This is a genomic window from Geodermatophilus sp. SYSU D00867 (assembly GCF_054050315.1).
Genome location: NZ_JBJGZC010000019.1, coordinates 59,558 through 72,846 on the forward strand (window position 1 = coordinate 59,558; position 13,289 = coordinate 72,846).

Sequence of the window (13,289 nt, forward strand, 5' to 3'; positions counted from 1 at the left end):
TCGGCTGTGACGGGTGCCACGCTCGGCCGCGCTCGTTCCGGAAGTTCCCGGGAACCGAGACGCCCCGCCGATCGCCGACAGGAGCTCCCGTGCGCCGTCCCGCCCGCCTGGTCCGCCTCGCCGTCCCCGCCCTCACGGCCGGTCTCCTCCTGACCGCCGCACCGCCGGCGCAGGCCGGGCAGCCCACCGCCGAGGTCGTGACGACGACCCGGCACGACGACCGGTCGGTCGCCCTGACCTTCGACGACGGGCCCAACCCGCCGGACACCCACCGCCTGCTCGAGGTCCTGCGCGAGCACCACGTGAAGGCGACGTTCTGCCTGTGGGGCGACCACGTCCGCGAGCACCCCGAGGTCGCCCGGGCGATCGCCCGCGACGGCCACACGCTGTGCAACCACACGATGCACCACGACGACATGGCCGGCTGGACGCCCGAGCAGATCCGTGCCGACCTCGAGGCCACGTCCGCGGTCATCCGCGAGGCGGTGCCCGGCGCGCACATCCCGTTCTTCCGCGCGCCCTACGGGAGCTGGGGGCAGACGCCGGAGGTCGCGGCGGAGCTGGGCATGCAGCCGCTGGGCTGGGCGCTGGCCGTCGGCGACTGGGAGCCGCCGGGCACCGACGAGCTGGTCCGCCGCGTCGTGGACGGGGTGACCCCGGGCGCCGTCGTCCTGATGCACGACGGCGGCGGGGACCGCAGCCAGACCGTCGACGCCGTCGACCGGCTGGTCCCGCTGCTGCGGGAGCGGGGCTGGCGCTTCGACCGCCCGGCGAAGACCGCCTGAGCGCGGGAGCCGGCCCCGCCACGCGGGCGGGACCGGCCCCGGGTTCCCCGGCGACACGCCGGGCCGGCGATCGCTACGCTCCGCCGCCACGTGGGTCGAGGGGAGCGGGGTCGCGGTGGCGGGAGCGTCGGAGGACGAGGTCAGGGAGTTCGCCGCGGGGCTGCGGTCCCTGCTCGACTGGCTGCAGCTGTCGGGTCCCGCGGCGGGCAACGAGGTCGTCGCGCTGGTGCAGGGGACGCTCGGCCCCGCCGGCCTCGGCCAGTCGGTCGTGGCCCGGGAGCTGCCGGCCTTCGAGCACGTCAACCTGCAGACCGCGCTCGACGCGTGGAGCGCCGCGCCCGGGCGCTCCGTGGAGGTGCGCGGCGTCGTCCTCCCGCCCCACTACGTCGGCATCGACCTGCAGCAGCTGATGACCGGCGAGGCGCTGCCCCCGGTGCGGCTGAGCGCGCCCGCGGTGGTCGACCTCCCGAACGGCCCGGGGTCGACGCTGGCCTGCCTGCGCCTGGCGCTGCTGCTCGTCACCGACGACGACGGCCGCTACGTCCTCCTGGTGCAGGAGGCGGGGGAGCACCGGCCGACGATGAGCGTCGAGGTGGCCGGCCTGCCGGTGCAGCGGGCGCAGGCCGTCCTGGCCGAGCTCGACCGGCTGCGCCGCGAGCTGAACGTCTACCGGGGCCGGCTGGTGGAGGTGACCCCGACGCCGTCCGGCCAGGTCGCGCTCACCTTCCTCGACCCGCCGGACCTCACGCGCGACGACGTCGTGCTGCCCGCGGCGGTCCTCGACCGCGTCGAGCGGCACGCGCTGGGAGTGGCCGGGCACCGTGCCGGCCTGCGCGCCGCCGGCCAGCACCTCAAGCGCGGGCTGCTGCTCTACGGCCCGCCCGGCACCGGCAAGACGCACACCGTGCGCTACCTGCTCGGCCGCATGGGCGACTACACCCGGCTGCTGCTCACCGGGCGCTCGCTCGGCGTCGTCGGCTCGGTCACCGAGCTCGCCCGCGAGCTGCAGCCGGCCGTGGTGGTGCTCGAGGACGTCGACCTCGTGGCCGCCGACCGCTCCTTCGGTCCCGGCGGCAGCCCCGTGCTGTTCGACCTGCTCGACGCGATGGACGGCGCGGCGCCCGACGCCGACCTGCTGTTCGTCCTGACCACGAACCGGGCCGACCTGCTGGAGCCGGCGCTGGCCGCCCGGCCGGGCCGCGTCGACGTCGCCGTGCAGGTCGACCTCCCCGACGCCACGGCCCGCCGGCGGCTGCTGCTCCTCTACGGCCGGGCGGTGCCGCTGCGGCTGACCGACGACGACGTGACGCGCGCCGTCGACCGCAGCGAGGGCGTGACGGCGTCGTTCCTCAAGGAGCTGCTGCGCCGCGCCATGCTCGAGGCGCTGCACGAGCAGGACCCGGTCGTCGCGGTCACCGCGGGGCACCTCGACCGGGCCCTCGACGACCTGCTGGACTCCACCCAGCAGGTCACCCGCACCCTGCTCGGCGTGGGGGCCGAGGGGGCGGTGACCGACGGCGACGGGGCGTGGCCCGGCCCGGCGCCGGTCCAGTACGGGGGCGGCTACCGCCCCTTCCGCGCGCGCTGACCGCGGGCCGGGACGCAGGACGGCCCGGACGGGATTCCGTCCGGGCCGTCCTGGTGGGTCCGTGTGTGCCCCCGGCAGGATTCGAACCTGCGCACCCGCCTCCGGAGGGCGGTGCTCTATCCCCTGAGCTACGGGGGCTCGGGGCAGGAGAGAAGTTACCAGCCCTCCCCGCCCGTCCCGGCGGCGGGTCAGGGCGCCGGCAGCGGCGTCCCGCCCCGCGCGGTCAGCATGCCGACCATCGTCGTCACCTCGGCGGTCTGCGTCTCGGCGATGGAGCGGGCCAGCGTCCGCACGGCCGGCTCGGCGGCGTTCCCCGCGGCGTACTGCGCCATGTCGAAGCCGCCCTGGTGGTGGCGGATCATCAGCCGGAGGAACTCCACGTCGAACGCCGTGCCCGACAGCGACCGCAGGGCCGCCAGCTCGTCCTCGGTGGCCATGCCGGGCATCAGCGCGCCGGAGCCGGAGGTCGAGGGCGTGTCGTGCGAGGCGTGCCCGCCGCCCATCCACGCCATGTGCTCACCGCCGGAGCGGGGGAGGCCCCACAGCGCGAGCCAGCCCTCCATCTGCCCGGCCTGGTTGGTCTGGGTGCTGGAGATGTCGAAGGCGATCTGGCGGATCTCGGGGTCGGTGCTGCGCTCGAGGGCCAGGTTGGCCATCTCCACGCCCTGCCGGTGGTGCACCGCCATGTCCCGCGAGAAGCCGGCGTCGACGGAGTCCGCCGTCGGCGTCGCCTCCTGCCCGATGCCGAGCCCCACCGCCAGCCCGCCGCCGAGCGCGACCAGCGCGACGGCGATCACGGCCAGGAGCGCGGCCCGCAGGCCGCGGCCGCGCGGGCGGGGCGCCGGCGCGGGGGTCTCCTGCCCGGGGCGGGTGGCGGTGGCGGTCATCGCGGGCTCACTCCGTGGGGGACCCGGCGGCCGCGGTCGGCGTCGTCGGGGCGTCGGTGGTCATGGCCTCCGTGCCGCGGCTGCCCTCGCCGGTGACGAGCGGGTCGCTGATGAAGGTCGGGTTCTCGCAGCTGGCCCCGACCTCGGGGTAGGCGCCCTCGACCTCGGAGTTGAAGGTGAGGAAGTCGGCGAACTGCTCGATCCGCGGGTCGTCGACGGAGTCGACCTTCAGCTGGTGGTTCCAGGACTGCAGGCTGACCGCGGAGTCGAGGCCGGCGTAGGGCGACAGCAGCCGGCCGGAGACGCCGTCGACCAGCTCGGCGAGCTTCTCGACGTCGGCGCCGGAGACCTCGTCCGGGTCGTAGGCGATCCACACGGCGCCGTGCTCCAGCGAGTGGACGGCGTTCTCGTGCCGGATGTCGACGTCGTAGACGGTGCCGGTGCAGTCGGCCCACTCGCCGTCGTGCGGCCCGCCGACCGGCGGCGTCTGCTCGTACTCGACCGGGGTGGTCACGTGCTCCTGGCCGGCGGCGTAGTCGAAGCTCTGGATGCCGGAGATCTCGTCGAGGGCGTCGATCCGCTCGGCGTCGGACTGCCGCACCTGCACGACGGCGTAGGTGATGGCCGCGGCGGCGAACACCACGACGGCGACGGCGGCGGCGATCAGGCCCCACGGCCGCTGCTGCGTCACGACTTGCGTCGGCGGGCGGGTGCGGCCGCGGCCCCCGTTCCGGCCGGCGGGCGGGCGGGCCGACGACCCGCCGGCTGACGACTTGGCCGTCGACACCGGACGGGCACCGGACCCGGACCGGCTCGACCCGCCTCCGGCGCGGCCGGCCTCGGGCTTGCGGTCCTTGGCCACGTGCTTCTCCTCAGTGCTCGTCGAGTGGTGCGTCCGCCGGTCGTGGCGCAGCATGGGTGCGCGCCGGCGCGGCAGGCCTCCCGCCTGCCTCCAGGCACGCGAGTCTAGGTCGCGCACCTGTGCGCCCCCTGACAACTCGGGTGCGGCGGGGAGCCGGGTCGCGGACGCTGCCTACGATGACGCAGTGACACCCGAGCAGCTGCGCGACCTCGTCCGGACCGCGGTCGCGGCGGTCGTCGAGCGCGGCACGCTCGCCGTCGCCGTCCCCGACGACGTCCTCGTCGAGCGTCCCAGGAACCCCGAGCACGGCGACTACGCGACCAACGTCGCCCTGCGCCTGGCCAAGCCCGCCGGCATGCCGCCGCGCGCGGTGGCCGACCTGCTGGCCGAGGAGCTGCGCGCGCAGCCGGGCGTCGGCCGGGTCGACGTCGCCGGCCCCGGCTTCCTGAACGTCACCCTCGCGCAGGGCGCGCTGGGGCGGATCGCCGTGCAGGCGGTCACCGCGGGGGAGGCCTACGGCCGGACCACCACGCTGGCCGGGCAGCGGCTGAACCTGGAGTTCGTCTCCGCCAACCCCACCGGCCCGGTGCACATCGGCGGCAGCCGGTGGGCCGCCGTCGGCGACGCGATCGGCCGGCTGCTGCAGGCCAGCGGCGCCGACGTGACCCGCGAGTACTACATCAACGACGCCGGCGCCCAGATCGACCGCTTCGCGCGCAGCCTGCAGGCCGCCGCGAAGGGCGAGCCGGTGCCCGAGGACGGCTACGGCGGCGCCTACATCGCCGACATCGCCGCCGCCGTCGTCGCCGAGGTGCCCGACGCCCTCGACCGCGACGACGACGCGCAGCGGCAGACCTTCCGCGACCGCGGCGTCGCGCTGATGCTCGACGAGATCCGCCGGTCGATGGAGGGCTTCGGCGTCGACTTCGACGTCTGGTTCTCCGAGAGGTCGCTGTACGACACCGGCGCGGTGGACAAGGCCCTGGCCCGGCTGCGGGAGCAGGGGCACGTCTACGAGTCCGACGGCGCGGTGTGGCTGCGCACCACCGACTTCGGCGACGACAAGGACCGCGTGCTGGTCAAGGCCGACGGCGAGACGACGTACTTCGCCTCCGACTGCGCCTACTACCTGGACAAGCGGTCCCGCGGCTTCGACCGGGTCGTGATCATGCTCGGCGCCGACCACTCCGGCTACGTCGGCCGGTACAGGGCGCTGGTGGCCGCCACCGGCGACGACCCCGACACCCACCTCGAGATCCTCATCGGCCAGCTGGTCAACCTGCTGCGCGACGGCGAGCCGGTCCGGATGAGCAAGCGGGCGGGCACGATCGTGCTGCTCTCCGACCTCACCGACGCGATCGGCGTCGACGCCGCCCGGTACGCCCTGGCCCGCGCCTCGGTGGACCAGACCATCGACATCGACGTCGAGCTGTGGAGCCGGCGCACCAGCGACAACCCGGTCTTCTACGTCCAGTACGCGCACGCCCGGATCTCCTCGGTGCTGCGCAACGCCACCGACCTCGGCCTCACGCTGGGGGAGGCGGACGGCGTCGATCCCGGGCTGCTCACCCACGAGCGGGAGAACGACCTGCTCCGGGCGATCGGCGAGTTCCCGCGGGTGGTGTCCTCGGCGGCCGAGCTGCGCGCGCCGCACCGGGTGGCCCGCTACCTCGAGGAGCTGGCCGGCACCTACCACCGCTTCTACGACGCCTGCCGGGTCCTGCCCCGCGGCGACGAGGAGGCGACGCCGCTGACCACGGCGCGGCTGTGGCTGTGCGCGGCCACCGCGGTGGTCCTGCGCAACGGCCTCGGCGTGCTCGGCGTCTCCGCTCCGGAGCGGATGTGAGGGCCCACCCGGCGGGGCCGCTCCACGGCGCCTTCGCCCCCGAGCCCTCGGCCGGGATGCCCCCGGCCGACCTCGGCGCGCTCGACCCGCAGGTCTGGCCGCGCACGGCCCGCCGGGTCGACGGCGAGCTCCACGTGGGCGGCAAGCCGGTCACCGAGCTCGCCCGCACCCACGGCACCCCGCTGTTCGTCCTCGACGAGGAGGACTTCCGCGGCCGCGCCGCCGACTTCGCGGCCGCCTTCGACGGCGCCGACGTGCACTACGCCTCCAAGGCCTTCCTCTGCGGCCAGGTGGCCCGCTGGATCGCCGACGACGGCCTGCACCTGGACGCCTGCAGCGGCAACGAGCTCGCCGTCGCGCTGGCCGCCGGCTTCCCCGCCGAGCGGATCGCGCTGCACGGCAACAACAAGTCGCTGGTCGAGCTGCAGCTGGCCGTCGACTCCGGCATCGGCCACGTCGTGCTCGACTCCTTCGACGAGATCGACCGGCTGGTGCCCATGGCCGAGGCGCGGGTCGCCGCCGGCGGCAGCCCGGTGCCGGTGCTGGTGCGCACCACGGTCGGCATCGAGGCGCACACCCACGAGTTCATCGCCACCGCCCACGAGGACCAGAAGTTCGGCTTCTCGCTGGCCACCGGGGACGCGCTGACCGCGGCCGTGCGGGTCATCCGCGAGCCCGCGCTGCACCTGTCCGGGCTGCACAGCCACATCGGCTCGCAGATCTTCGACACCGCCGGCTTCGAGGCCGCCGCGCACCGCGTCGTCGGGCTGATGGGGCAGGTGCACCAGGCCACCGGCGAGGTGCTGGGGGAGCTGAACCTCGGCGGCGGGTTCGGCATCGCCTACCTGTCCGACGACGACCCGGTTCCCCCCGCCGACGTCGCCCGCCGGCTGCGCACCGTCGTCGCCGCCGAGTGCGCCGCGCTGGACCTGCCGGTGCCGCGGCTGGCCGTCGAGCCCGGCCGCGCGATCGCCGGGCCGGGCACGGTCACGCTGTACGAGATCGGCACGATCAAGCCGGTCCGGCTGGGCGGCGGCGGCCACGGCGGGCCGCAGGTGCGCAACTACGTCTCCGTCGACGGCGGGATGAGCGACAACATCCGCACCGCGCTCTACGACGCGAGCTACACCTGCGTGCTGGCCAACCGCACCTCCGACGCCCCGCCGGCGCTGTGCCGCGTCGTCGGCAAGCACTGTGAGAGCGGCGACGTGCTGGTCCGCGACCTGTGGCTGCCCTCGGACGTGCAGCCCGGCGACCTGCTCGCCGTCGCCGCCACCGGCGCGTACTGCTGGTCGATGGCCAGCAACTACAACTACCTGCTCAAGCCGCCGGTGGTGGCCGTGCGGGACGGCGCCGCCACCGAGATCGTGCGGCGTCAGACACTGTCCGACGTGTTCGCCCTGGACGCGGTGCTGGCCGCGGTGCCCGCCCCGTCCCCGGCGATCGACCAGCCCGCGCCCGAGCACCCGGTGGGAGCCCGCTCGTGAAACCGCTCAAGGTCGCCCTGCTCGGCTGCGGCACCGTCGGCAGCGCGGTGCTGCGCCTGGTCGACGAGCAGGCCGCCGACCTCACCGCCCGCGTCGGGCGCCCGGTGCAGGTCGCCGGGGTCGCCGTCCGCCGGCCCGACCGGCACCCCGACGTGCCCGCCGGTCTGCTCACCACCGACGCGCTCGGCCTGGTCACCCGCGACGACGTCGACCTGGTCGTCGAGGTCATCGGGGGGATCGAGCCGGCCCGCACGCTGATCCAGGCGGCGATCGAGGCCGGCAAGTCCGTGGTCAGCGCGAACAAGGCGCTGCTGGCCGAGGACGGCGTCGCGCTGCACGCCGCCGCGGCCAAGGCCGGCGTCGACCTCTACTACGAGGCGGCGGTGGCCGGGGCCATCCCGCTGCTGCGGCCGCTGCGCGAGTCGCTGGCCGGCGACCAGATCCGGCGCGTGGTCGGCATCGTCAACGGCACGACCAACTACATCCTCTCCCGGATGGCCGAGACCGGGCACGGCTTCGCCGAGGCGCTGGCCGAGGCCACCGAGCTCGGCTACGCCGAGGCCGACCCGACCGCCGACGTCGACGGCTTCGACGCCGCCGCGAAGGCCGCCATCCTCGCGTCGCTCGGGTTCCACACCGCGGTCACCGCCGCCGACGTGCACCGCGAGGGCATCTCGTCGGTCACCGCCACCGACGTCGCCCGCGCCGCCGAGATCGGCTGCACGGTGAAGCTGCTGGCCATCTGCGAGCGGGTGCCGGCCAACGGGGACGGGGAGGGCGAGTCGGTCGCCGTCCGCGTGCACCCGGCGATGATCCCGACGTCGCACCCGCTGGCCGCCGTCGGCGGGGCGTTCAACGCCGTCTTCGTCGAGGCCGAGGCCGCCGGGCAGCTGATGTTCTACGGGCAGGGCGCCGGCGGCGAGCCCACCGCGAGCGCCGTGCTCGGCGACCTGGTCGCCGTCGCCCGCAACCGGGTGGCCGGCGCCGCCGGGGCCGGGCCGACCGCCTACGCCGACCTGCCGGCCCGGCCGATCGCCGAGACGCCCACCCGGTACCACGTCAGCCTCGACGTGGCCGACGTCCCCGGTGTGCTGGCGACCGTCGCGACCGCCTTCGCCGAGCACGGGGTGAGCATCGCCACCGTCCGCCAGGACGGGCACGGCGACGCCGCCACGCTGGTCATCGTCACGCACAGCGCCCCCGACGCGGCGCTGTCGGCGACGATCGCCGCGCTCCGGGAGGTCCCCGCGGTCCGCGGGGTCACCAGCGTGCTGAGGGTGGAGGGTCTGTCATGACGGGGACGCTGCGCGGTGCCGTCTCGCCGGTCTGGCCCGGGCTGATCGAGGCCTACCGGTCGCGGCTGCCGGTCAGCGCCACGACGCCGGTGGTCACCCTGCACGAGGGCGCCACCCCGCTGGTGCCCGCCGTCGAGCTGTCCCGGCGCACCGGCTGCGAGGTGTTCCTCAAGGTCGAGGGCGCGAACCCGACCGGGTCGTTCAAGGACCGCGGCATGACCATGGCCATCACCAAGGCGCTCGAGGAGGGCTCGCGGGCGGTCATCTGCGCGTCCACCGGCAACACCAGCGCCAGCGCCGCCGCCTACGCCGCGCGCGCCGGGATGGTCTGCGCCGTCCTCGTGCCGCAGGGGAAGATCGCGCTCGGCAAGCTGGCCCAGGCGCTGGTGCACGGCGCCAAGCTGCTGCAGGTCGAGGGCAACTTCGACGACTGCCTCGCGCTGGCCAGCAAGCTGGCGATCGACTACCCGGTCAGCCTGGTCAACAGCGTCAACCAGTACCGCATCGAGGGGCAGAAGACCGCGTCCTTCGAGGTCGTCGACGTCCTCGGTGACGCCCCCGACGTGCACTGCCTGCCGGTCGGCAACGCCGGCAACATCACCGCCTACTGGCAGGGCTACCGCGAGTACGAGTCCGACGGCCCGGCCACGAGGCGGCCGCGGATGTTCGGCTTCCAGGCCGCCGGCGCCGCGCCCATCGTGACCGGCCAGGTGGTGGAGAACCCGAGCACCATCGCGACGGCGATCCGCATCGGCAACCCGGCGTCGTGGACCAAGGCGCTGGCCGCCCGCGACGAGTCCGGCGGCCGCATCGACGCCGTCACCGACCGCGAGATCCTCGCCGCCTACCGGCTGCTCGCCCGCAGCGAGGCGGTCTTCGTCGAGCCCGCCTCCGCCGCGTCGGTCGCCGGGCTGCTCAAGGTGGCCGCGGCCGGGGACCTGGAGCCGGGGCAGCGCGTCGTGTGCACCGTCACCGGCAACGGGCTCAAGGACCCGGAGTGGGCCATCTCCGGAGCGCCCGCGCCGGTCACCGTGCCGGTGGACGCCGCCGCGGCCGCCGCGCAGCTGGGTCTCTGAGTGGCCACTCGGTCCTCCGTGCGGGTGCGCGTGCCCGCGACCAGCGCGAACCTCGGTCCGGCGTTCGACTGCGCCGGCCTCGCGCTGACGCTGCACGACGTCGTCGAGTTCACCGTGGCCGACTCCGGGCTCACCGTCGAGGTGTCCGGCGTCGGCGCGGGGGAGCTGCCCACCGACGAGCGGCACCTGGTCGTGCGGGCCTTCCGCGCCGCCTGCGAGCGGCTCGGCTGGACGCCGCCGGGCCTGTGCGTGCGCGCGGAGAACGCGATCCCGCAGGGCCGGGGGATGGGCTCGTCCGCCGCGGCCGTCGTCGCCGGTGTGGTCGGCGCGTTCGAGCTGTGCCCCGACGTCGACGTCCGGGACGACGGCGCGGTGCTGCGGCTGGCCGACGAGCTCGAGGGGCACCCGGACAACGTCGCCGCCTGCCTGCTCGGCGGCGCGACGCTGTCGTGGACGACGCCCGAGGGCGCGCGGGCCGACCGGCTGCCGGTGAGCGAGGACGTGGTGCCGGTGGTGCTGGTGCCGGAGGCGACCCTGTCGACGCACACCGCGCGCACGCTGCTGCCGGACCTGGTGCCGCACGCCGACGCCGCGTTCAACGCCGCCCGCGCCGCACTGCTGGTGCACGCGCTGACCGCGGAGCCGGCGATGCTGCTCGAGGCCACCGACGACCGGCTGCACCAGCGGCAGCGCGCGGCCGCGATGCCGGACACGATCGCGCTGGTCGACCGGCTGCGCACGGCCGGACACGCCGCCGTCGTGTCCGGGGCCGGGCCCAGCGTCCTCGTGCTCGCGCGGCGGCACCCCGACGACGTCCCGGGGGACGCGGCGGCGGTGCGCGAGGTGAGCGGGATCACCCCGGACGGGTGGCGGGTGTACCCCCTGGAGGTGGACCACGGCGGCGCCCGAGTGGTTCGAGTGACGCCTGGGGTATCGTCTTCGTAACGAGGAACACTCCGCTGGTCAGCGGTGTTGTCCCGTCCGTGGGGCGAGTCCTAGGCTTGCTGCGTAGCCGCCCCTCGGGCGAGCCTCGCGCGGAACGTTGCAGACGACCTTCCTGTCGACGCTGATCCCCGCTCCGCACCCACTCGATCCGCCGTCCCCCCTGTCCGGAACAGATGGACGGGGCGGCGCCGGGTCACCTCCTGCGCTGGTAGGCGCAGGCCACCGCAGGGAAGGACCTGTACGTGAGCGAAACCACCGACCTCGCCACCACCGGCGCCCCCGAGGGCGCTGCGGGCGAGGCACCTGCGGCCACCGGCACGGCGGGCCGCTCCCGCCGCCGCGGCAGTGGGCTGGCCGGCATGCTGCTCCCCGAGCTGCAGCGGCTCGCGGCCGAGCTGGGCATCCCCGGCACGGGCCGCATGCGCAAGGGCGACCTCGTCGCCGCCATCTCCGCCCGCCAGGTCGGCGGCGCGACGCCGGGCAGCGTCCCGGCGCCCGGCGCCCCGGCCGACGCGGCCCCGAACGTCCCGGCCTCGCGGGGCGCCGACGCCGTCGCCGCCACCGCCACGCCGGTCGAGGCCCCCGTCACCGGGGGCGCCAACAGCGGTCCGGTGACCGCCCCCGCCGCCGACGCCCCGGCCGAGGGCGCCCCGCGGCGCCGGCGTGCCGCCAGCCGCCCGGCCGGTGCCCCCACCACGGAGGCGCCCGCCGCCGCGGCCCCCGCTGCCGAGGCGCCCGCTGCCGAGGCCCCCGCTGCCGAGGCCCCGGCCGCCGAGGCCCCCGCCGCGGCTCCGCCGGCCGCCCCGCCCGCGGAGCGCACCGAGGGCGAGCGACCCGCCGCTGACCGCACCGACGGCGACCGCGGCGACGCCGACCGCAGCGACGCCGACCGCGGCGACGGCGACCGCGGCGACGGCGACCGTGCCGAGGGCGACCGCCCGGCCCGCAACCGCGACCGCACCCGCAACCGGGACGGCCGCGACGCCCGCGACGGCGACCGCGCCGAGCGCGGCAACCGCGACGGGCAGCGCGACGGCAACCGGGACGGCCGCGACGCCCGCGACGGCGACCGCGCCGAGCGCGGCAACCGCGACGGGCAGCGCGACGGCAACCGCGAGGGCCAGCGCGACGGCCAGCGCGACGGCCAGCGCGACGGGCGCGGCCCCGACCGCGGCGAGCGCACCGACCGCAACGCCCGGCCGAACGACCGCACCGACCGGAACGAGCGCGCGGACAACCGCAACGACGAGGACGACGACGACTTCGAGGGCGGCCGCGGCCGCCGCGGGCGCCGCTACCGGGACCGCAACCGCCGCAACGGCCGGGACCGCTTCGACCAGCCCAACGAGCCGACGGTCAGCGAGGACGACGTCCTGCTGCCGGTCGCCGGCATCCTCGACGTCCTGGACAACTACGCGTTCGTCCGGACCTCGGGGTACCTGACCGGCCCCAACGACGTCTACGTGTCGCTGTCCCAGGTGCGCCGGCACGGCCTGCGCCGCGGTGACGCGATCACCGGCGCGGTCCGCCAGCCGCGCGAGGGCGAGCGCAAGGACAAGTACAACGCGCTGGTCCGCCTCGACTCGGTCAACGGCCTGGACCCCGAGCAGGCACGCAACCGGCCGGAGTTCACCAAGCTGACCCCGCTCTACCCGCAGGAGCGGCTGCGGCTGGAGACCGACCCGCACCAGCTGACCACCCGGGTCATCGACCTGGTCATGCCGATCGGCAAGGGGCAGCGCGCGCTCATCGTGTCGCCGCCCAAGGCCGGCAAGACGATGGTGCTGCAGGCGATCGCCAACGCGATCACCACGAACAACCCCGAGTGCCACCTCATGGTTGTCCTCGTCGACGAGCGGCCCGAGGAGGTCACCGACATGCAGCGCTCGGTGAAGGGCGAGGTCATCGCCTCGACCTTCGACCGGCCGCCGTCGGACCACACCACCGTCGCGGAGCTGTCGATCGAGCGCGCCAAGCGCCTGGTCGAGATGGGCCACGACGTCGTCGTCCTGCTGGACTCGATCACCCGCCTGGGCCGCGCCTACAACCTGGCCGCCCCCGCCAGCGGGCGGATCCTGTCCGGCGGTGTCGACTCGACGGCGCTCTACCCGCCCAAGCGCTTCCTCGGGGCCGCCCGCAACATCGAGAACGGCGGCTCGCTGACCATCCTCGCGTCGGCGCTGGTCGAGACCGGCTCGACGATGGACACGGTCATCTTCGAGGAGTTCAAGGGCACGGGGAACGCGGAGATCAAGCTCGACCGCCGGCTGGCGGACAAGCGGGTCTTCCCGGCCGTCGACGTCAACGCGTCGGGCACCCGCAAGGAGGAGATCCTCCTCTCGCCCGACGAGCTGGCCATCGTCATCAAGCTGCGCCGGGTGCTCGCCGCGCTCGAGCCGCAGCAGGCGCTGGAGCTGCTGCTCGACAAGCTGCGCAAGACGCGCAACAACGTCGAGTTCCTCATGCAGATCCAGAAGACGACGCTCGGCCCCGAGCGCGACTGACGCACCGCCCGCCG

General features: G+C 75.5%; 10 protein-coding genes and 1 tRNA gene. 8 read left to right on the forward strand and 3 right to left on the reverse strand.

Annotation, left to right across the window (positions count from 1 at the left end; genetic code table 11):
* The first annotated feature begins 89 nt into the window (after positions 1 to 89).
* Together ACI8AK_RS17895 and ACI8AK_RS17900 are read left to right on the forward strand one after the other, a co-directional pair.
* Positions 90 to 785, forward strand: a complete 696-nt coding sequence (locus ACI8AK_RS17895) for a polysaccharide deacetylase family protein (RefSeq protein WP_456957343.1) — start codon at positions 90 to 92, stop codon at positions 783 to 785.
* Positions 786 to 900: 115 nt separating this feature from the next.
* Complete coding sequence (locus tag ACI8AK_RS17900; protein ID WP_456957345.1) at positions 901 to 2,373, forward strand: AAA family ATPase; 1,473 nt, start codon at positions 901 to 903, stop codon at positions 2,371 to 2,373.
* Between the two features lie 66 nt (positions 2,374 to 2,439).
* Here ACI8AK_RS17900 and ACI8AK_RS17905 read toward each other — a convergent pair.
* The 3 genes from ACI8AK_RS17905 to ACI8AK_RS17915 all read right to left on the reverse strand — a co-directional run bounded on the left by ACI8AK_RS17905 (position 2,440) and on the right by ACI8AK_RS17915 (position 3,951).
* A tRNA-Arg gene (locus ACI8AK_RS17905) sits at positions 2,440 to 2,511 on the reverse strand.
* Positions 2,512 to 2,561: 50 nt separating this feature from the next.
* Positions 2,562 to 3,260, reverse strand: a complete 699-nt coding sequence (locus ACI8AK_RS17910) for a DUF305 domain-containing protein (RefSeq protein WP_456903375.1) — start codon at positions 3,258 to 3,260, stop codon at positions 2,562 to 2,564.
* A 7-nt stretch (positions 3,261 to 3,267) separates the two neighbouring features.
* Complete coding sequence (locus tag ACI8AK_RS17915; RefSeq protein WP_456957347.1) at positions 3,268 to 3,951, reverse strand: DUF3105 domain-containing protein; 684 nt, start codon at positions 3,949 to 3,951, stop codon at positions 3,268 to 3,270.
* Between the two features lie 355 nt (positions 3,952 to 4,306).
* Between ACI8AK_RS17915 and argS the strand changes: the two genes are divergently transcribed.
* The 6 genes from argS to rho all read left to right on the forward strand — a co-directional run bounded on the left by argS (position 4,307) and on the right by rho (position 13,275).
* The gene (argS, locus tag ACI8AK_RS17920; protein ID WP_456903376.1) at positions 4,307 to 5,968 is read left to right on the forward strand and encodes an arginine--tRNA ligase; all 1,662 of its coding nucleotides are present in this window, start codon (positions 4,307 to 4,309) and stop codon (positions 5,966 to 5,968) included.
* Positions 5,965 to 7,455, forward strand: a complete 1,491-nt coding sequence (gene lysA, locus ACI8AK_RS17925) for a diaminopimelate decarboxylase (RefSeq protein WP_456957349.1) — start codon at positions 5,965 to 5,967, stop codon at positions 7,453 to 7,455. The genes argS and lysA overlap by 4 nt, the downstream gene beginning before the upstream one ends.
* Positions 7,452 to 8,750, forward strand: a complete 1,299-nt coding sequence (locus tag ACI8AK_RS17930) for a homoserine dehydrogenase (protein WP_387990076.1) — start codon at positions 7,452 to 7,454, stop codon at positions 8,748 to 8,750. The genes lysA and ACI8AK_RS17930 overlap by 4 nt, the downstream gene beginning before the upstream one ends.
* Complete coding sequence (thrC, locus tag ACI8AK_RS17935; RefSeq protein WP_456957351.1) at positions 8,747 to 9,826, forward strand: threonine synthase; 1,080 nt, start codon at positions 8,747 to 8,749, stop codon at positions 9,824 to 9,826. Before ACI8AK_RS17930 ends, thrC begins: the two co-directional genes overlap by 4 nt.
* 30 nt (positions 9,827 to 9,856) lie before the next feature.
* Positions 9,857 to 10,771 (forward strand): homoserine kinase, encoded by a 915-nt coding sequence (gene thrB, locus ACI8AK_RS17940; RefSeq protein WP_456957353.1) that lies wholly within the window; start codon positions 9,857 to 9,859, stop codon positions 10,769 to 10,771.
* Between the two features lie 242 nt (positions 10,772 to 11,013).
* Positions 11,014 to 13,275, forward strand: coding sequence for a transcription termination factor Rho (rho, locus tag ACI8AK_RS17945; protein WP_456957355.1), 2,262 nt, complete (start codon positions 11,014 to 11,016; stop codon positions 13,273 to 13,275).
* Positions 13,276 to 13,289 lie beyond the last annotated feature (14 nt).

What these genes read in the sequence shown, in the direction of transcription:
- ACI8AK_RS17910 (WP_456903375.1), bottom strand. Translation starts at nt 3,260, where the DNA reads ATGACCGCCACCGCCACCCGCCCCGGGCAGGAGACCCCCGCGCCGGCG.
- thrC (WP_456957351.1), top strand. Translation starts at nt 8,747, where the DNA reads ATGACGGGGACGCTGCGCGGTGCCGTCTCGCCGGTCTGGCCCGGGCTG.